The organism is Paenibacillus sp. NPDC056579 (assembly GCF_042793215.1).
Taxonomy (GTDB): Bacteria; Bacillota; Bacilli; order Paenibacillales; family NBRC-103111; genus Paenibacillus_S.
In genome coordinates this window covers 123,538-143,040 of record NZ_JBHTVD010000013.1, presented here as the reverse complement: position 1 = coordinate 143,040, position 19,503 = coordinate 123,538, and the positions used below count along the sequence as shown (strand labels likewise).

17 protein-coding genes are annotated in these 19,503 nt (G+C 52.3%); 12 read left to right on the top strand and 5 right to left on the bottom strand.

Annotation, left to right across the window (positions count from 1 at the left end):
* The first annotated feature begins 9 nt into the window (after positions 1 to 9).
* The 8 genes from ACFQ88_RS33840 to ACFQ88_RS33805 all read left to right on the top strand — a co-directional run bounded on the left by ACFQ88_RS33840 (position 10) and on the right by ACFQ88_RS33805 (position 11,255).
* Positions 10 to 1,107, top strand: a complete 1,098-nt coding sequence (locus tag ACFQ88_RS33840; RefSeq protein ID WP_379461568.1) for a Gfo/Idh/MocA family protein — start codon at positions 10 to 12, stop codon at positions 1,105 to 1,107.
* A gap of 17 nt (positions 1,108 to 1,124) precedes the next feature.
* The gene (locus tag ACFQ88_RS33835) at positions 1,125 to 2,042 is read left to right on the top strand and encodes a dihydrodipicolinate synthase family protein (protein ID WP_379461566.1); all 918 of its coding nucleotides are present in this window, start codon (positions 1,125 to 1,127) and stop codon (positions 2,040 to 2,042) included.
* A 112-nt stretch (positions 2,043 to 2,154) separates the two neighbouring features.
* Positions 2,155 to 2,841 (top strand): N-acetylmannosamine-6-phosphate 2-epimerase, encoded by a 687-nt coding sequence (locus ACFQ88_RS33830; RefSeq protein ID WP_379461564.1) that lies wholly within the window; start codon positions 2,155 to 2,157, stop codon positions 2,839 to 2,841.
* A gap of 15 nt (positions 2,842 to 2,856) precedes the next feature.
* Positions 2,857 to 3,894: an ROK family protein gene (locus tag ACFQ88_RS33825; RefSeq protein ID WP_379461562.1), complete on the top strand. Its 1,038-nt coding sequence runs from the start codon at positions 2,857 to 2,859 to the stop codon at positions 3,892 to 3,894.
* Entirely contained in the window at positions 3,891 to 4,364 is a 474-nt protein-coding gene (locus ACFQ88_RS33820; RefSeq protein ID WP_379461560.1) for a NanQ anomerase/TabA/YiaL family protein, read from the top strand. The genes ACFQ88_RS33825 and ACFQ88_RS33820 overlap by 4 nt, the downstream gene beginning before the upstream one ends.
* Positions 4,365 to 4,631: 267 nt before the next feature.
* Complete coding sequence (locus ACFQ88_RS33815) at positions 4,632 to 8,255, top strand: putative Ig domain-containing protein (RefSeq protein WP_379461558.1); 3,624 nt, start codon at positions 4,632 to 4,634, stop codon at positions 8,253 to 8,255.
* A 71-nt stretch (positions 8,256 to 8,326) separates the two neighbouring features.
* Positions 8,327 to 9,808: a tetratricopeptide repeat-containing glycosyltransferase gene (locus ACFQ88_RS33810; RefSeq protein ID WP_379461556.1), complete on the top strand. Its 1,482-nt coding sequence runs from the start codon at positions 8,327 to 8,329 to the stop codon at positions 9,806 to 9,808.
* Complete coding sequence (locus tag ACFQ88_RS33805; protein ID WP_379461554.1) at positions 9,783 to 11,255, top strand: glycosyltransferase; 1,473 nt, start codon at positions 9,783 to 9,785, stop codon at positions 11,253 to 11,255. The genes ACFQ88_RS33810 and ACFQ88_RS33805 overlap by 26 nt, the downstream gene beginning before the upstream one ends.
* A 116-nt stretch (positions 11,256 to 11,371) precedes the next feature.
* On the opposite strand, the gene ACFQ88_RS33800 is transcribed toward ACFQ88_RS33805, so the two are convergent.
* From ACFQ88_RS33800 to ACFQ88_RS33790, 3 genes are read right to left on the bottom strand one after another with little or no spacing between them, the layout of a single operon-like run.
* Entirely contained in the window at positions 11,372 to 11,884 is a 513-nt protein-coding gene (locus ACFQ88_RS33800; RefSeq protein ID WP_239631107.1) for a GrpB family protein, read from the bottom strand.
* A gap of 47 nt (positions 11,885 to 11,931) precedes the next feature.
* Complete coding sequence (locus tag ACFQ88_RS33795) at positions 11,932 to 12,306, bottom strand: zinc ribbon domain-containing protein (RefSeq protein ID WP_239631108.1); 375 nt, start codon at positions 12,304 to 12,306, stop codon at positions 11,932 to 11,934.
* Between the two features lie 28 nt (positions 12,307 to 12,334).
* Positions 12,335 to 13,015 (bottom strand): HAD family hydrolase, encoded by a 681-nt coding sequence (locus ACFQ88_RS33790; RefSeq protein ID WP_379461551.1) that lies wholly within the window; start codon positions 13,013 to 13,015, stop codon positions 12,335 to 12,337.
* Between the two features lie 113 nt (positions 13,016 to 13,128).
* Between ACFQ88_RS33790 and ACFQ88_RS33785 the strand changes: the two genes are divergently transcribed.
* Positions 13,129 to 14,187, top strand: coding sequence for a stalk domain-containing protein (locus tag ACFQ88_RS33785; RefSeq protein ID WP_379461548.1), 1,059 nt, complete (start codon positions 13,129 to 13,131; stop codon positions 14,185 to 14,187).
* Here the strand turns inward: ACFQ88_RS33785 and ACFQ88_RS33780 are convergent.
* The gene (locus ACFQ88_RS33780) at positions 14,184 to 14,711 is read right to left on the bottom strand and encodes a DNA topology modulation protein (protein WP_239631112.1); all 528 of its coding nucleotides are present in this window, start codon (positions 14,709 to 14,711) and stop codon (positions 14,184 to 14,186) included. The genes ACFQ88_RS33785 and ACFQ88_RS33780 overlap by 4 nt on opposite strands.
* Positions 14,712 to 15,356: a bis(5'-nucleosyl)-tetraphosphatase (symmetrical) YqeK gene (yqeK, locus tag ACFQ88_RS33775; RefSeq protein WP_379461546.1), complete on the bottom strand. Its 645-nt coding sequence runs from the start codon at positions 15,354 to 15,356 to the stop codon at positions 14,712 to 14,714.
* Positions 15,357 to 15,559: 203 nt separating this feature from the next.
* On the opposite strand from yqeK, the gene ACFQ88_RS33770 reads away from it, so the two are divergent.
* The 3 genes from ACFQ88_RS33770 (at position 15,560) to ACFQ88_RS33760 (ending at position 19,254) form a co-directional block, all read left to right on the top strand.
* On the top strand, positions 15,560 to 15,961 hold the full coding sequence (locus tag ACFQ88_RS33770; protein ID WP_239631114.1) for a YkvA family protein: 402 nt from the start codon (positions 15,560 to 15,562) through the stop codon (positions 15,959 to 15,961).
* A gap of 70 nt (positions 15,962 to 16,031) precedes the next feature.
* The gene (locus ACFQ88_RS33765) at positions 16,032 to 17,831 is read left to right on the top strand and encodes a cache domain-containing sensor histidine kinase (RefSeq protein ID WP_379461543.1); all 1,800 of its coding nucleotides are present in this window, start codon (positions 16,032 to 16,034) and stop codon (positions 17,829 to 17,831) included.
* A complete protein-coding gene (locus ACFQ88_RS33760) occupies positions 17,824 to 19,254 on the top strand; it encodes a response regulator transcription factor (RefSeq protein WP_379461541.1) in 1,431 nt (476 codons plus the stop codon). Before ACFQ88_RS33765 ends, ACFQ88_RS33760 begins: the two co-directional genes overlap by 8 nt.
* Positions 19,255 to 19,503 lie beyond the last annotated feature (249 nt).

Sequence of the window (19,503 nt, the reverse complement as noted above, 5' to 3'; positions counted from 1 at the left end):
AATCATGGGATGGAAACGATTCGATTTGGTGTTGTAGGCTGCGGCTATTTCGGAAGCGAGCTGGCGAGAATCGTACAGCGGATGGAAGGTACGGAAGTAACGGCGGTATTCGGAGGCAGCGATGCGGCGAGGCTGGCGGAGGAGCTGCAATGCAAAGAGGCGGCTACGCTGGAAGAGCTGACCTCGCTGGAGAACGTTGACGCTGTGATCGTAGCGAGTCCCAATCACGTGCACAAGGAAGCGGTAATGCTCGCTGCGGCTCGCGGCAAGCATGTATTCTGCGAGAAGCCGGTCGCCTTGTCGCTCAGCGACTGCCGGGATATGCTGGCGGCATGCCGGGATGCCGGCGTCCGGTTCATGGCCGGTCATGTGATGCATTTCATGAACGGCGTGCAGCAGGTAAAACGCTGGATCGCCGAGGGCGAGATCGGCCGTCCTATACTGTGCCATGCGGAGAGAACGGGCTGGGAGGAGAAGCAGCCTGCCGTCAGCTGGAAGAAGAACGTGGCGACGTCCGGCGGCCATCTGTTCCACCATATTCACGAGCTTGATGTTCTGCAAGCGATCATGGGTCCGGCCGAACAGGTTGTTATGGCCGGCGGCAATTTGGGCCATCAAGGCGACGGCTTCGGCGATGAGGAGGACGCGCTGCTGCTGACGCTGGAGTTCCCGGGCGGCACGCTTGGCACGATGCAGTATGGCGGCGGATTCCGTTGGGCTGAGCATTATATCAAGATTAACGGGACTGAGGGTTCGATTCTTATGGATATGAAGAACTCCAAGGTGATTTTGAACCGGGGCGCACAGCTGACCAGCCGAATGCTGAACGATACGGCTGCCGAGGACCTGGAGCGTGCCCAATCGTACGAGCTGGCCCACGGGGGCATTTCGTACGGCTCTCCTTCGGTCCGGGTGCCGGGATGGCTGATTACGGCGATGACCAAGGAGCTAAAGGCGTTCCGCGACGCGCTTCAAGGCAAGCCGGCCGAAGACAGCCTGAACCTGTTATTCGACGGATCGGCTGCATTAACGTCCATTGCTACGGCAGAGGCGGCCATGAGATCTATGCGCGAGAAGCGCTGGATCGCTGTAGAGAGTATCCATTAAACGGGAGGGAATTTATCATGGGAGCTTATGATATTAATCGGTTTAAAGGCGTCATTATCGCTATGTATGCATGTTATGATGAACAAGGGGAAATCAGCGCCGCTGCCGTGCGCAAGCTGGCCCGTCACTATGCGGGCCTTGGCGTGAAGGGCTTGTATGTCGGAGGCAGTACAGGGGAAGGCATGCTGCAGAGCGTAGAAGAGCGCAAGCAGGTGCTCGCCGCCGTTATGGAGGAGGTCGGCAGCGAGCTCACGATCATTGCGCATGTAGGAGCTCCATCCACGCGCGACAGCGTGGAGCTGTCCAAGCATGCAGAGCAGGTCGGAGCCCACGCCATCTCGGCGGTGCCGGCCATCTACTACCGGCTGTCCCCGCAAAGCGTGGAGCGCCACTGGCAGGAGATGATCGACAGCACGTCGCTGCCGTTTATCATTTACCATATCCCGCAAACGACGGGATTCCAGCTCTCCACGCCGCTGCTTAGCAAGATGGCAGCGCAGGACAAGGTGATCGGAGTGAAAATTTCCTCCGAGAGCACGTTCGAGCTGCAGCAGTTCAAAGCTGCCGGAGGGGCGGACTTCCTTGTATTCAACGGACCGGACGAGCAATATTTGGCCGGACGGAGCATTGGCGCGGACGGCGGTATCGGCGGAACGTACGGCGTCATGCCCGAGCTGTTCATGAAGATCGAGCAATGCTTCGTCGAGGGCCGGATGGAAGAAGCGCGCGAATGGCAGTTCCGGGTGAACGAGATCATCACCGGACTGCTGGCGCTGCCTTCCCTATATGGCGGCTGCAAGGCTATTCTGAAGCTGCGGGGTCTGGATATCGGTCAGCCGCGGATGCCGCTGCTTCCGATACCGGAATCGGAAATGGACCGGGTGAAAGAGCTGAACGACAAAATCTTGACGTACATTGATCTTGCCAAAGCATAAGGTTGAAGAATATGAGGTATCTGCTCTACAAATTGAAAACGCAAGTGCCTGGGCCTCCGTTCGGATCGAGAGGCGACCAGGCCTTTGCGGCAAGGAAGGGGATAGGAGAGACATGACAACAAAATCAGGTTTGTTTGCGCAGAGGGGCTTGATCGTATCCTGCCAGGCGCTGGAAAACGAGCCGCTGCATGGCGGCGATGCGATGGCGAAGATGGCCAAAGCGGCGGAAATGTCCGGCGCCATCGGCATTCGGACGAACGGCGTGCATGATATTCGGGCGATTAAAGCCGCGGTTGCGCTTCCGGTCATCGGACTCATCAAACGGGATATTCCCGGCTCCGCCGTATTCATTACGCCGACGCTGGACGAAGTGAGAGCCATTGTGGAAGCGGGAGCGGAGATTGTTGCGCTGGATGTGACGGACAGGGAGGACCGGCTTGAGCAAGCCGCTTCCTTGATCGAATACGCTCACCAAGCGGGAGCGGCCGTCATGGCCGACGTGTCCACCTTCGAGGAGGGGCTGTCCGCGGAGCGGCTCGGCGCGGATTTCATCGGTACTACGCTATCCGGCTATACGCCTTACAGTCCGCAGCAGGAGGAGCCGGATTTCGATCTGATCCGCCGCTTGAGCGCCCGGCTGAGCGTGCCGGTCATCGGCGAAGGACGCATATGGACACCGGAGGATGCGGCTCAAGCATTGGCATGCGGAGCGACGTATGTCGTTGTAGGCAGTGCCATCACGCGCCCGCAGCTGATCACCGCCCGCTACGTTCGGGCGGTGCGCAAGCAGCTCGGTTAAGAGGAGGGAAGGACTATGATCGCGCAGCAGCGCATCCCTTATGATGCGAGCTCCGAGTACGCCGTAGGCGTGGACGTCGGAGGCACCAAAATCAATGTCGGCCTCATCCGCGAGGCCGGGGAAGTGGTGCTGTCCCGCAGCCTGGAAACCTGCGCGGGGACAGCCGATACGGCCTCCAGGATCATGGAGGCCGTCGACGCCCTGCTTGGCGATGCCGCAGGCCGAATTCCCGCGCTGCGGCTGCGGGGAATCGGCGTCGGCACCGCCGGGCAGGTGGATTGGTCCGAGGGGAGCATCCGCTTTGCCTCGGACTTGATCCCCGGCTACGCCGGGACGCCGCTGAAGCGGCTGCTTCAACAGCGCTACGGCCTGCCGGCCTGCGTCGACAACGACGTGAACGTGCTTGCGCTCACGGAGAAGAAGCTCGGCTCCGGCCGGGGGGTCAAGCATCTGCTGTGCTTGACCCTTGGAACCGGCGTCGGCGGAGCCGTGATGATCGACGGCCGCATTGTGCACGGCGCATGGGGCGGGGCTGGCGAGATCGGCCACATGTCGGTCGATCTGCGCGGAGAGCGCTGCGTCTGCGGCAGCGTGGGGTGCCTGGAGCAGTACGCATCCGGCACCGGCATCGCCCGCAGAATGCAGGAGAGACTCGCCCGTCTGGGCTCGGACGGCGGTGAACGGGTCGGCTCGCGGGAGGTGCTCGCCCGTTGGCGGGCCGGCGAGCCCGAAGCTTCGGCGGTGATGGCTGACGCCTTCGCCGCCTTGGGCAGCGCCATCGCTTCGCTCGTCCACATTTTTAACCCGGAAGTGATCGTCATTGGCGGCGGAGTAGCCGAAGCGGGAGCGCCGCTGTTCGAGAGAATCCGCGAAGAGGCGGGCCAACGCGCCATGGCGTCGCTGTTCGCCGGAGTTCGTATCGAGCCGGCCTATCAAGGGAATTGGAACGGCATGATCGGAGCGGCTTTGCAGATGTGGGAATACGAGGAGATAGCCGGGCCGGAGTCGTTCGCTGATACAGGATCCGCTGAAAGGGAAGGACTTGAACCATGATCGTTGGACATATTCGGCATTGGAAGCAGGAAAAAGCTATGGCGCATCCGGTGATCCGCCAAGCCTTGGATTATCTGGAACGGACGAATTTCACCGATATGGAGACTGGGAAATATCCCATTATTCCGGATCAAATGTATGCGATGGTCATGCAGCTGACCACCAAGCCGTTGGAGGAAGCCAAGGCGGAAAAGCATGAGCAATTTTTGGACATCCATTATGTGCTTCAAGGCTCCGAGACGATTGGTTATGCGGTGAATTCGGGAGCGAACCAGACCATTCAGCCGTACGACGCCGATGGGGATTACGCCCTGTACGGTCACGTGGAAGGAGAGCGCTTTGTGCGCATGTCTGCCGGAGACTATGTCGTGTTATTACCTGAAGACATCCATCGCCCGGGTCTGTGCGATAACGCTCCCGGTCCCGTGCGCAAAGTGGTTGTCAAAATCAGCATAGACTTGTTTCAGTAGGTTCATAGAATGATAGATCGCGTGCGCGTATGCCAGCTGTAGGATAAACGGCTTGGCTGCGCGTTTTTTTCATTAGAGGGAATGAATGGAATCTGCAAATATAGTCGAGAAGTTGCATTTTTAGTCGAAAATACCTGTGAAATCTACTGTTTTTTCATAGTTCCTATGATAAAATGATAATTAATACAATAATTTGGAATTTTATTGAGGTGGAAATCCATGGTATCCAAACGCCCGGTTACAAAAGCGGCATCCGCAGCGGCGGTGATGTCGATTCTTGCCGTGCCCTATGCCGTAATGGCCCAACCCGCGACCGTTACTCCTCCCGTTGTTCTTCATCCTATCCAAGACTTGACCCTGGCCAAAGGAACGAAAAAAACAATAGATCTAAGCCACTTGGGATCATTCCGCGTGGATAATTCGGTTAGCAGTGTCGTGTATGCAACCTATTCCAGCGCCGAACAGAAGTATGTGGATCTGAAAGGATTGGACCAAGAAGGACCGACCGTTATTACGATTACCGATAATGCAAGCAACCAAATTGTAGAGCAATTCAAGGTCCACGTGCTCGATGCCGGGAACGATGAGCGCATCGATATCGGAGACGTAACCAAATACATAGCTTCCCACCCTGCGGACGTGACTCAAGCCTCAGATGTTAGAACGCTATTGAACGGCGTGGAACCGTTTAATACGACGAAGGTCGTTAATAATCCTCCTATCGTTGTGGGCAAACCGGGTACGGTTTATTTGGTTAACGGCGAGCCGAGTGCACCGAAAACGGTATCTATGGCAACGTATTTCAGTGATGATACGACATTGAGTTACAGCCTCATCAATCCGCCTGCTTATTTGAACGCAAACATACAAGAGCTATCAGGAATGCTGACCATTAATGGCGTTAATCTTCCGGTGAATGAGACGAGAACTGAGTGGCTTACGGTACAAGCTAGAAACGAACATGGACTTACAGCGACGATAGACGTGGAAATTTTTATTAATGCGAAGGTCGTTAATAATCCACCAAGAGTCTCCGAAGATGCGGTTCGGTCGATTGATGCTGTTCAAAATAAACCATTCGAAAAAACGATAGATTTAAGCACAGTTTTTACAGATGATCCGGGCGATGAGCTTGTGTTTATCATTGAGGGTGTACTGCCGAATGGTTTAACGGCCTCGTTCTTATCCGGTAATACCGTTATTGTTTCAGGAACTCCGACTCAAGCAGGGAGCGAATATAGAATTGTGCTTCGTGCTACCGACTCTTCAGGTGCTTCCGCACAGCATGAGATTACCGTTCGAGTTGCGGAGGAGGAACAGAAGCCTGCACCTATCGTGGTTGGTAATCCGGGTACGATTTATTTGATAAATGGCTATATTGGTGCGCCTCAAACAGTGAACATGGCCACCTACTTTTGGGATTCGGTTCCGTTGACCTACAGCATTGGACTCAATCCGTATAATGTTGATGCATCTATTGAAACGGCGACTGGCGAACTAACCATCCGAGGGTTGACGCAACCGCTCCCTGAACCTGCGATCATTTATGTGCAAATTCAAGCGACCAATACTTCCGGGAAAACCGCAACCATTAATGTGCCTATAACCATCGAATCCCCTGCGTTCTTGTATCACAATCAAGATGGTCCTATGCCTGCTTCGGAGCCGATAGCGGAGATGTTTGCCGATATTTCTGCGACTCATTTCGAGATCACGCGGCCACCTGGAGGCACGCTTACCGCCTTCATTGAGCAAAATGATAGTGCGGATGCGCGGATCGTATTTGACGGTATCGCAGAGGAGACGTTCCTCGTAGTTAAAGGGACCAATCCAACGACTGGAGCCAGTGTGGAGAGAAAAATCCGGTTTATATTCAACCAGCCTCCACAAGTGACTGACATTCCCGTAGCTCCGATCTTGGCCGAACAGGGCACGCCATTAGTCAATGTGACGAGAAACCTGAACGGATTGTTTATAGATCAACCAGACCAGAACCTTGTGTATTCCATAGAAGAGATGGGAAGTCCATCGGGTTTAGAAGCTTCTGTAGAAGGTGGAGTACTGCATGTAGCAGGCACACCGGTGTCTCCAGGATGGTACAGCTTTGATATTAGAGCAACGGATCCGAAAGGGTTGTATGCTACCAGACAAATCGAAGTACAAGTAGTTAACCGCCCCGAAGCGGTAGTAACTCCTGAGGCTGTTGAATGGGTTTATGGTGTCACGCAGAATAAGGTGCTGAATGGTTCGGAGTATTTTGGGGAAGGTGGTTGGGAGTTTACCTATTCGATAGAAGCCCCGGCTGAAGTCGCTGCCTTCATGGATAGCAAAACAGGGGAACTGATCATACAGAACGTCAACCCACCGGCCAACGGCACGTATGTTATTAAAGTTAAAGCAACGAATAGTTTTGGAACAAACGCTGTAGTTGATATCCCGATTCATGTTAAGCTTCCGACAACCATTACATGGAACGCAGGCGCAGCGATGCCTTATGAATTTGATTTTTCGTCATATTTCTCGGGTACAGGAGCAACACAGTTTGAAGTGTCGCCATCCTACCCTGGTATAACAGTATCGATTGTTGAAGGGACACAACATCTGCAGCTTAGCGGAGTCCAGGCAGATACCTTGGTGACGATCAAAGGAACCAACCTTTCCAACAATTCAACGACGGAAGTCTTACTTCGCTTTGTTACCGACTATCCGATTCCTTTCCTGGATGGAAGTCCGGCTTCTCCGGAAACGATTGAGGTGACGAACGGACCGGTTATGGAGGAGAGGTTTACGCCTTATTTGTCAAGCTATTTCGATGGGCAGGACGTAACCTTTGAATTAATGCCTTACACTAATCCTACTGGTTATATTGAAGCGAATATTGTGGATGGATGGCTACTAGTAGGGGAAGTCTACTTTCCGGATAATATAATCAGGACAGCATATCTCGATGTGAAAGTAACGAACGATCGGAACAAGAGTACCACCATTAGCTTTCCGGTAGTTGTTAGAGCGATGCCTGCTCCGGAAGTCGTAGTGACGCCTGAACCGTTAATATTTCAAGATGAAATCAAAAAATCATACGATGTTTCATTAGGATCGTATTTTAAAAATCCATCCGGATTGAACTTTATCGTTGAAAACGAAGAAGAACTGATGGAGCAGTACCATATAAGGGCATCCCTGGATGGTTATTTATATGTAGAGAACACAGCTACCATCAACAACACGGAAGATTTGAATTTGACCATAAACATTATAGCAACAGATTCATTCAATCAATCAACAAGGCTGCAAATTCCGATCGTTATCAAACCAAAAAATAATGAACCGGTCGTTTCTAACGATGGTATCAATACGATCTATATGGATACATTCGACGAACGCGATAATGTGATTGACTTGAGGTTGCTCAACTTGTTTACGGACCCCGATGAAGGAGACTCGATAACGGGTTTTAGCACATCGCTTGGCTACGTAACTGTTGACCAGTATTTGTTCTTGCCGGTAAACAGTCTGGAGCAAGGTGCTACCTTGACGATAACCGCACATGATCAGGCCAATCATACGGTCAGCAAGACGATACAAATAGCCAATTCTCCTATTGGCGATACGTACTCGCAGGTAAATCCCGGCATACCGTTCCAATATGGCGATGAATTCCTGCCTGCTCTGCCTGCGGATCCGGAAGATCAGAGCAGAAGGATTTACCTGGTAGACCCTAACAATACATTGTTTTATAATACAACCTATAATTCGGCAGCAAGAGCTAACGAGATCACGATAACTAATGAGCCATCATCGGTACAATTTGGCAGAGTTACGCTTCACTATGTGAATAAAGTCGATCACACGTTAACTTTGGATGTGTTCGATATTGCAATAACCGTCTAGCAAAGATTTAATTTATCGTAAGGTCAACTTTCGGGTTGGCCTTTTTTTGTAAAAAGGGGATGTGGCAGAGGATGAGCAATGACACCAACGAACGATTTCAAGCAATAGCCGCTTCTCTTCAAAAGCAGCAGTACTTTCAGGCGGAGCAGCAAGCGAAGGAATACATTCAGACCCGCCCGCTGGATGCCCAAGGATGGGCCTATCTAGGCGAGGCATTGCTTTCGCGCGGATTTGCCGGTGCGGCCCGTGCCGTGTTCGAGAGAGCACAGCTGTTGGACCCCGAGGCAGCTTGGATGCCGAATATCCTCAAGCAGCTGGAGCAGCAGGAAGAAGGCACGGAGCGCTACGATATTGAGCTGCTGCTGAAGACGGAGAAAGTAAGGGTCAGTGCAGCGATGCTCGTCCGCAACGGTGAAGCGAACATAGAAGACTGCATCAGGAGCCTGCAGGGTGCGGTGGATGAAATCGTCGTTCTGGACTATGGCTCGACCGATCGAACACGGACGATTGTGGCCGGTATGCCTCATATCAAGCTTATTCAATCGCAGTGGAACGACAGCTTCGCGTCCTTGCGCAATGAGGTGCATGCCCATATTACCGGAGACTGGGTATTATGGACGGAGGTAAATGAGCGGCTTCATCCCCGGTACAAAGGAAAAGTCCGGGAAGCGGCGGCATTGTTTCAGCAGAGCGAGTCTCCTGCCGCCCTCGATGTGATCTCGACGGTACGAGCGAGCGGCGGAGCCGGAATAGAGAAGTTCGTCGGGCCGCGCATGTATGCAATGAAATGGGGGCTGGTCTATTCCGGCAGAGTGAAGGAGAAGCTGACCTACCCGTCAGGAATAACGAACGGCGTTATACTGCTCCAGCGAAGGTTAAACCTGAAGCTGGTTGTTACGGAAAGCGGCTCTCGGGAAAACGACGAGAGGCTTTCGCAGCTGCACTTGGAATTGCTGCAACGGATGCTGACAGAGGAGCCGGATACCCCTGTCTGGCCGATGCATTACGGCGAAGCGCTTGCCGGGCTCGGACGGCTCGAAGAGGCTCAGAGCTATGCGGAACAAGCGGCACGACTGGCGGAGCTCACGGATTTTTCACACCGTTTGGAGCTGATGATATTAACAATACGCTTGAATATGGAGCTAAGCAGGTGGCAGGAGGCGGAGCAAGCGATCCAGGAAGGGAATGCGGCTTTCCCCGGCTATCCGGACTTTTCCTATTATTCAAGTCAGCTTCATCTGCATAAGGCCCAGCTGCTGTATAAGCAAGCGGCACAGAATACGCGACTTGCGCTGGAAGGCTTTGTAACCTACAGGGGACCGGACTCGATGGATCACGATATTGCCGATTGGAAAAGCCAACAGCTGTATGCAGAGCTGGCGTTAAGCAGCGGCGAGCTTGCAGCTGCGGAATCGATGTATGAGACATTGGCGGAGCGTTTTCCGGAATCTGCGGAAATCCGCACAAGACTCGCCAGAATCGAGCGGCAACGGGCGAAGCTGGCCGGAACGGAAGGAGGGCGCCATAATGAATCCGACAATGCAGCTCCATGAACAAATACAGCAGTGCCTGGTTCGACAAGAGTTCGAGACGGCGGAGCAATGGGCGTCTTCGTATGTTAAGCAGGCACCGGCCTCGTCCGCAGCCTGGTTATTGCTCGGGCAAGCGCTGCTAGGCCGTGGTTACGGCGCGATGGCGCAGCTTGCTTTTCAGCGGGCATGGCTACTCGATCCCGAGGCGACCTGGGTCCGGGCGGTGTTCGCGGCGCTGAAGCAGTCGCAGGCAGGGCCGATAAGGGAAGAGATCGTGGAGCTGCTTAAAGTCAAGAAGGTTACCGTAACCGCGGCGGTTATCGCCAAAAACGAGGAGCGCTGCATAGAGCGCTGCTTGAACAGCCTGATCGGAGCCTTCGACGAGATTGTCGTCATGGATTCAGGCTCTACGGATAAGACCATGGAGATCGTACGCCGTTTTCCCGAGGTTAAGCTGTATGAGACGGAATGGAAGGATAGCTTCTCACAGCTTCGCAACGAAACGATCCCGTTGTTAACGAGCGATTGGGTGCTGTGGATCGATGCGGATGAAGTGTTATATCCGGATGATGCCAAGCATGTGCGGGAAGCGGCGGGCCTGTTCGATGCATTCGAGCAGCCGGTGATTTTGCAAGTATGGATGGCCAACCAGTACGGACGTCATTTCCATCAGGATTTTTCCCAATCGAGAATGTTCCCGCTTAACAGGGGATTGCGCTATTATGGCCGCGTCCATAATCAAATTGCCCCGGACGGGGGACTGCAGGAAAGAGTGAACACCGTCAGCCGCAAAGTGAGAATACGGCTGATTCACGACGGGTACGATCCTTCGGTATGGCGGGGACGGCAGAAGGGCGACCGCTCCTTTAAGCTTTTGCAGCAGATGGTCGATGAAGAGCCTCTCAACCCGTCAGGATGGTTTTTTTACGGCAGAGATTGCTTCAATGTAGGTGAGTATGACCGGGCGCTGGCTTACCTTAAGGAAGCAGAACGGCTTGCATTAATGACGCCTGCTTTTTCGGCGTTAGGTACGGTTCGGATGTATATGGCGCAAATCCATTTGCAGCAACAAGAGTGGGTCGAGGCGATGCGGCTGTGTGAAGAGGTATTGCAGCGCTCCCCGGATTATCCCGACGCTCGTTATTATTTGGCCCAAGCTCAGATGGGACAAGCCCGTGAGCATCTCCGCCAAGCTCAGCAAGCTATTGTCTCCTACAACGAAGCGTTGCCTGGCTATCGGGGAGCTATTGCTCCGGATGCCGAGATCAAAGCGTGGAAAGCAGGCCGGCACATGGCCGAGCTGGCTGTACGGAGCAGCAAGCTGGCGGAAGCGAGAGACCTGTACGAGCATTTCATTGAGCAGTTTCCGCAGGTAGAGCCGCTTCAAGCCGGACGGCAAGCATTGAACGGGAAAATAGAGAAGCTGCTGGCAGCACCAACCGTAAGGCAGAAGCCGGCTTCGGAATAAACCGAGCATGTCATAACTGCACGTGAATCGGCGCACATCAGTCGGCTCGATGGGGTCGAAGTCCGGCGTCCGGCAGCTGTTGTTTAGCGGAGCCGTCCAGGCGGCTTGAGGGCTTCTTATTGGCTTTTCTTGGCCAATTCTATAATTGATTTAATGAAAGGTGCTTTCAATTCGGTATATGTCGCTCGGTCTTCCGGATACATACTGGCAAGATGCTTCTTAAGCGCTGCATACTCCTGTAATTTCTCTGGATGGCTTTTGAGGTAATTGCGGAACAACAGGTTGTTGTTCCACTCCTCACTAGTTATTTCATAAATGTGAAGGTGATGCGTGCCCTTTCGCCACAAGCCTTTACGAAAAAAACGGCGGTTTGGGAATTCCATTTTAGGAACATATTCATAACCAAGCTCCTTCAATGGTTCTATAAATAAATCGGCGTCGTTAAGAAGATTCACTCCGACTGCTATATCGACTATTGGCTTAGCAGGTAATCCTACGATTGAGGTACTGCCAATGTGTTCGATAGAAATGGCTTTATCGTTCAGAGCGTGATGAATCTGTAACTTCTCCTTCTCAAACTCTTCGATCCATTCAGGCGTATATTCTTGAATGATGACCTCATAAGTCAAATCAATTCCCTCCCATCGTATACTTTTACAAAGAGGTGATCCGGCATCTAATCCTCCTGCTCCTCCATCATCAACGTGAGCCCGCAGGAGGGACACTCCCTCGCCGTAGCGGCTACGCGGAAACCGCAGGCAGGACAAGTCTCCTCCGCATTCTCGTGGGGAATAGGCCGATCGGAGACATTCTGGAAATAATCGCCGACGGGACGGCCATCAACCTCCACGACCAGAAGCTCCTCGGTCAGCATCCAAACCATATTGCCATAACGGTCGCTTACGGCGGCCAAAGGAATTTCTGCAGATTCCTCCTGGGGGAACAGGCTTCCCCCGAATACTCCGGGGAGCATGGCTTTGTAAGCACCGTAACCGGTTCCGATAAGGACGTATGTCTTGCCGGACTGCTTATGTTTTACGATCGTTGCCATTCACGCAGGCCTCCTTTCGAGTTTAGCGTCATCCTGTGAATCGTTCCAGCAAATCTTGAGGCTGGGCCAGCTTTTCGAATCCGGTGATTTTACCGCTGAAGTGCTCTGAAAGAAACCATGTTGCGTGAAACGACTGAAGCCCGGCGGCAGCGGCACCATCCAGCTCGCGCGAGCCCCCGTCACCGACAAATATAGCTTCGCGCGGCTCCACCTTCAGATTGCGAAGCGATAGCTGATAAATTTCCTTATCCGGTTTGGCATAGCCTGTCGTATAAGAGAAAACCGCATCATCGAAGTAAGGAGCCAGTGTGGACCGATCCCATGCCCGTACCTCCTCCTCGGTGCAATTGCTTATCAGACCGATGCGGACGCCGCGGCTTTTGAGCTGCTTCAGCATGTAAATAATATTCGGCGATATCTCGTCGAAAGGGACCTTCTTAGCTTCAAGCCTCGCCTGATACAGCGATTGCAGGTAGGCTTCATCCAGCGTTTTTCCTTTACTCTGCCACATATCCCGAAGCACGCTCGGAAAATCCGGGAATGTGCCCTTCATTCGGCGCACTTGTCTTACCCGCCACTCCTCGTCGTATTCCTGCTTCGTCAATCCCCACTGCTCCTGAAAATCATTCAACCGCGGAACCTTCCTGGTTCCATTGGCAAATTCGGAAATGAGCGTTTCGTACAGATCGAATAGGACTGCTTTTATCATGGTTGTCCTCCAGTATTGGGTCAGGTTTGGATTAATTTTACATTTAGAAACAAATATGGAATTTGTGGCGTCTAACCGTTTGAAGAGAAATTACCATGAGAGGCTGTGCGAATATGAAAAAGGTGTGTTTTGTAGCCGGGTTATGTGCAGGTATTGGGCTGTCCCTAGGTACGGCGGCATTCGCATCCGGCAGTATTCAAGCGGTGCTGTTTCCAAGTAAAGTGAATTTTCTCGTCAACGATACTGTCCGGCAGATGGATAACGCTGACAACGAGGTCCTCAATTATAATAATAAAACGTACATTCCGCTGCGCACCTTTGCCGATTCTATGGGAGCTGTTGTCGAGTTTGTGCCCGGATCTCCGGAAACCGGTGGCCATAATAAAATCAATATTTATTCCGGCATGTCCGCGAGCACGCTCGGGAAGCAAGATCCGCAAGGCTATGTCAGCTACGGATCACTAACAATAAAGCAAACCAACGCGGAATCGAAAACGGCATCCGTAACAGGGTTGTTGAAAGTGAACAAACCGCTGACCGGCAAAAAAATCGAGCTGGTTGCAATGAATGCAGAAGGAAAGCGCATCGGATCCGCTGACATCGATATGTGGGATCGGCTGCAGCAGGGAGATATTATCGAGCTGAATCAGGCGCTGTATTTGAGCGGTAGCATAAGCTCCTGCCAGATCGAGGTCAAAGATTCCTGGGCGCTGACGACCCGGGATTTTTTCCACGACGGGATGCTGTTGATGAATGAAGGGCTTGTTTTTGGCATGGGTAGTATCGATCCGTCCAAAGGAGGACTTGTTCAAACGCTTCAATTCAAAAATCAGGGCGGAAAAGCGATCCGCATCGAGCCTTTGAACGTGGAGTACCAGATTGTAAAGATCGAAGACGGCCAAGAACAGGTCATGTTCAGTCATAAGCTCGCCCCTTTGACAGGGGAGGTGCCTGAGTACGGATGGTACGAAGCGAAGCTTCCCGTATGGAATTTAAAGGACTCGGACGGTCGTCCTGTAACACCGGGAACGTATGTAGCGAAGATCGTCATTCCTGATGGACTCCAATACACGGTGGAAGGCAGTGCGGAAGTCCAAACGCTCTCCAGGCTCTCACGGTTTACAAAATGGGAGTACGATATTAAGCAAGACGATATCGATTCGGTACCTTAGAGAGCGTTACGCCCGACAACCGGAATTTGCTCTAAATAACTGCGAACCTCCCGCGGGGACCGCAAAATAATAACCGTCTGCCCCTCCTTGAGCAAAGCCAAACGGTTCAGCAATGCCGGACGGCTCGTTCTCCTGTAGCTCCATATCCAGCGAATGAAGCCCAGATCCAGACGCTCGGGACAGCCCTCGTTCAAATCGGGTCTTGTCCGGCCGTGATACATCACTCTGCGTTTAATAACGCGGTACATGCACAAGGAGGTCGGCATATCGAGAAAAATAATCGTGTCCGCAGCCTGCAGCCGGGTATCGAGGGTTCTTCCGTAATTGCCGTCGATAATCCAGGCTTCGTTGCGGACCAGCTTGTTCATGAGCTCGTCCCATTCGTCTTTGGGGGTAGCAACCCAGCCGGGACGCCAGTTCAACGCATCCAGATGAAACACGGGCAAGCCCGTGCGTTCACCCAATTGCCTGGAAAAAGTCGATTTTCCCGCGCCCCCTGAACCGATGACTATCACTTTGTTCATTCAACGATTCTCCTCCCTCACGGGATAAGCTGATGATTTCGCTTTCAAATCCTCGAATGCTGCAATGAGCCAGGGATGGACGACCTTCAGCCGATCCCGCTGGTTCCACAAATAGGCGATATAGACAAATGCCCCTTGCTCCAACGAGGTGTCTAATTGCTCGAGCAGCTGCTCCAAATAAGGAGGCTTGCCCGGCTGGTCCCATTCGATTTTATCCGCAACGAACAAGACGAGGTCCATCAGCGTTGCCTTTGCTTTTAACGTGGTATGGCATTCGATGGCGTCGAGTATGCTTGGATCGTGGATGTGAAAGACGTCCCGGGCAATAATACGGGAAATTTTTTGATGAATGATCATGGGGAATAAGGCTTCTTCCGGGAGGATCTCGATGTGCAGCTCCTGGGCGACACGGATTCTTTCATTGTTCGGAATGATCGCACTTATGTCATGGAGTAAGCCTGCGGTGCGGGCGGCTTCGGGGTCCCCGCCGAATTTGGCGGCCAGGCGGCTGGCTTCATCTCCGACTCGTAAGCTGTGCTCTGCGGTTTTGGGACAATTATACAAGCTCAGCAGATCGATGACATCGTTCTCCAAATGTCCGGAAAACATCATCGATTGCCGAATCGTAGCAATCCGGTCGTTCATAAGGATTCACTCCTTCGAAATGAACTCTTCTTCATACTACCATATTCTGGTTTGGCTGCCCATAAGGACTCTTCATCGTAAAAAGCACGCAGGTTGACCCAATGCCAAAAAAAGTATGGACTACTTGGCGGAACATAGTATGCTTGAATGAGGAGCGCATCATTGTGTGCTGATACGGTCAACGAAATGGAGTGAAGGAAAGAATGAACACCGAAGCAGGGCTGCTGAACGGGCTGAAGAACCAGGCGCGGCGATTGAAGCAAAACGTGTACGTCCTGTACCTGGCGTACCGGGATCCGCGGGTTGCCTGGTACGCCAAGCTGTTTGCGATTTGCGTCGTTGCATACGCATTCAGTCCGATAGATTTAATCCCGGATTTCATTCCGATTCTCGGGTATTTGGATGATCTGATTATTGTGCCGCTGGGCATAGCCCTTGCGTTGCGGATGATACCGGAACCGGTGCTGGAGGATTGCAAAGCCAAGGCAGAGGAGGTGCGCCGGCAGGGCAAGCCGGTCAATTGGATTACCGGCGCGCTGTTTATCGCGCTTTGGATTGCCTGTGCCGTGTGGTTAGGGATGCTGGCTTACAGGATGTGGGGATGACGGATGATCACGGAAGGGCAGGATTTCCTGAACGGCAATCGAATAGCTGGAATAAAAGGGGGAAGTCGGCTTGTTCATCCTGCTGCGCAAATATTCGATCCGGCTGCAGCTGCTCTGTATCGGAGGAGTCATCCTGCTTTTATTATCGGGTACGGTAGTATGGAGCTATCACCAGATCCTGAATATTACATACAAAAGAAATAGCGACTATACGATTGAGCTTATCTCCACTATTAAGCGAAATATTGCATCGAATGCCGACACGATCAACCGGATTTTGCCCAATATCGCTTATAATGAGCAGATTCAGGAATATTTGATGGAGCAGGATCGGCTGAAGCAGTACGAGCTGCATGGCAAAATCGAAAAGCTGCTGGTCAACCTGAAGTCCATGAAGCAGGGGATCGTCGATTTAGTGCTTGTAAGCACGATCGGCAGCAGTTCGTACAATTGCATCAATTGTCAAGAATTCATTCCATTGAATGAAATACCGGAACGAACCAGCGCCTACTATTCTGCTCTCAGCCTATATCCCTACAGCAATCCGATGAAACAGGTCGTGTATGTCGGAGTTCCCGTATATGACAGGCACAACCAGGTCCCATTGGAAGCGAAAATCGGCTATGCGATCATGGTGCTGGATGTGAACGCTATTGCTCCTCAAATAGACAGCATGTCCGACAAAACGGCAGGCAGCTTCTATGTGCTGGACCGCAACCGTGTCGTGACCTCCAGCAATGATTTGTCCCAAATCGGAAAGCGCTTGCCGGAGCTGGAAGACCGGATCGCGAGCGGCACCAGAAACGACGAGTTCAGAAAGGACGGAGCCCCGTACGTTATTCATGCGGAGCCTATTCCGGAGATTGCGGGGCAAATCGTCAGCATTTACCCGACCAAGGAGCTGTTCCGGGGACTGGAGGAGGTACAGCACCTGGTCATAGGCACGTTTATTGCCGTGATTGTGGTGATGTATGTTCTTTATATTGCGATCAGCCATAACATTTTGCAGCCGATCCGTTCCTTTATGACATTTATTTACGGACTGCGTGCCAAAGGGCTGAACAATCTGAACAAACGGGTCGCCTTGGAAGGCTATGCGGAAATCAGCATTATGGCCAAACAGGTCAATGCGCTGTTGGATGAGATCGACGATTTGGCGAGTAAGCTGATCGATTCCAAGACGCATATTTTTGAGCTGCAGCTTATGAAAAAGCAGGCGGAGCTGCAATATTTGAAAAGTCAAATCAACCCCCATTTTCTATACAATACGATGGAGACCATTAAAGGCATTGCGTTTGTAAAAGGTGTGGATGAAATCCGGGACATGACGGATGCGCTGAGCCGGGTGTTCCGATACAGCATTAAAGGGGAAGAGCACGTTGCCCTGAAGGAAGAATTGGACATTGTCGAGGCGTATATCAATATTCAGCAAATCCGCTTCGCCGACCGGTTTCATGTCCGCTACGATTTCGAGGAAGCTTGCTGCAACTGCAAAGTAATCAAGATGGTGCTGCAGCCCCTCGTAGAAAACGCTGTGTTCCACGGCATAGAACCGGCGCTTCACAACTGCACTCTAACCGTAGGCTGCCGCATGGAAGATCACCGCAATTTGCTACTGTGGGTCATTGATGACGGGGTTGGCATGGAGCATGCGATGCTGGAGCAGATTAGACAAAGCCTCGAGGTTCAACCGCCGGCTTCGAACAATATTAACATGTCCCGCGAAAGGCATGTCGGTATAATCAACGTGAACAACCGGATCAAATTCGCCTATGGCGACCAGTATGGCATAATGTCTATCGACAGCGTGCCGGGCGAAGGCACGAAGGTGCTTATCAAAATCCCGGTTATAGGGGGCAGCGATGTATAAAATCTTGTTGGTCGATGACGAGAGATGGATCGTTGAAAGCTTGAAGGGCACGCTGGATTGGACGGCGGCCGGGTTTGAGATCGCCGGCATGGCGTATAACGGCATAGAAGCCTGGGAACGAATCAAGGAGCTTCGGCCCGACATAGCATTCATAGATATTCGAATGCCGGGGATGAACGGTCTGGAGCTGGTCAAGAAGCTGCAGGAGACAGGCTCCGCCGTCCGCTGCGTGATGGCCAGCGGTTACGCGGAATTCGACTATGCGAAGCAAGCCTTGCAGTACGGCGCTGCAGGTTATTGCCTGAAGCCTTTCAATAAAGCGGAGATCGAGGAACTATTGGCGCGTCTCCAAGAACAGATTGCTAGGGAGCGGCGCGTAGTGGAGAGTGAACTGCTGCATCTGTTTCAGGATAGAGAAACCACGCCTGAAGCCTATGCAAGGATGGAGCGGCTGCTGGACAAAATCAATGCTCCCTGGGACCGGGAAAACGGCGCTTTCGTTGCTGTTGTACAAAGCTCGGATCCGTGTAATCTGTTTGACAGGTGGGCTGCAGTTTCCATCAGGATCGGACGCGGTAAGACCGCCTTCCTCCTGTATGGACGACACCACAGAGATGTCATGAACCGATTGGCAGAACCGATACCGGAAGGTGTCCGCGGAATGGGTCTGACCCCGATCTTTTATAACATGAATGAGATTCATGAGAAGATAGAGGAGGCGGGTGCGGCATCCTACTTGTACTTCGTTTCGGGCCGTCCGTTCATTGGGGAGCTGATAGCCGCAGGGGCGGATGATCTCGATGCTGCAGCGCTTCGCATGCTGGAGGAAGGGCTTGAGCGCAAGGATGCGAAATACGTTCACGAGAGCTTCGCCATCATCGAACGGCACTTCCGGACGGGACGATACGATACCGGTCATGCGTTCCGGTTCTATCATGTGATGCTGTCCAGGATATACAGGATGGCCGATGGCTTCACCGAGCGATTTCTATTCGGCTTTGACGAATTGACCGCCGCTTTCGATGATGTATTTGCGATGATCCGTTACTTGGAGCAGCTTGCAATGGATAGCTTCCATTCGGCGGGTATGGGAGATAAGACCGGGGAAGCGACGTTCGACCAAATTTTACAGTATGTTCAAGATCATTTCCGTGAAAATGTGTCCATACAGGATATTTCCAGGAAATTTTTTATGCACCCGAACTATGTAAGTCATTTGTTCAAAAAGGAGCTGCAAGTCAATTTTACGAAGTTCGTAACCGATAAACGGATGGAGTTTGCTTGTGAGATGCTCAGAAGCACTTCGTTTGCCGTAAGCGACATTGCAGAGAAGTCGGGGTATAACGATTATTTTTATTTTGCCAAAATGTTCAAACGACATACCGGGGTAACACCCACCGAATACCGTTTACGGGAAAGCTGACACACTGTCGGGATACGGCTCACGTCCTAATAGGATCGATCCAAAGCCGCCGACCTGGTGCTTGACGCCCGCCGGAACCGCCGAGCCCTCGGTCGATCCGGCGGGCGTATTGTTTTGCTGCAGGAAAAAGTAAAAGGACCTATACAATAGCTGAGAAAAATACATACGGATGCTGAGAAATGTTTATATGGCGGAATTAAGCCCTCGATTAAACTGAAATGGAGCTGGAGAAAGCGGTTTGTCAGATGA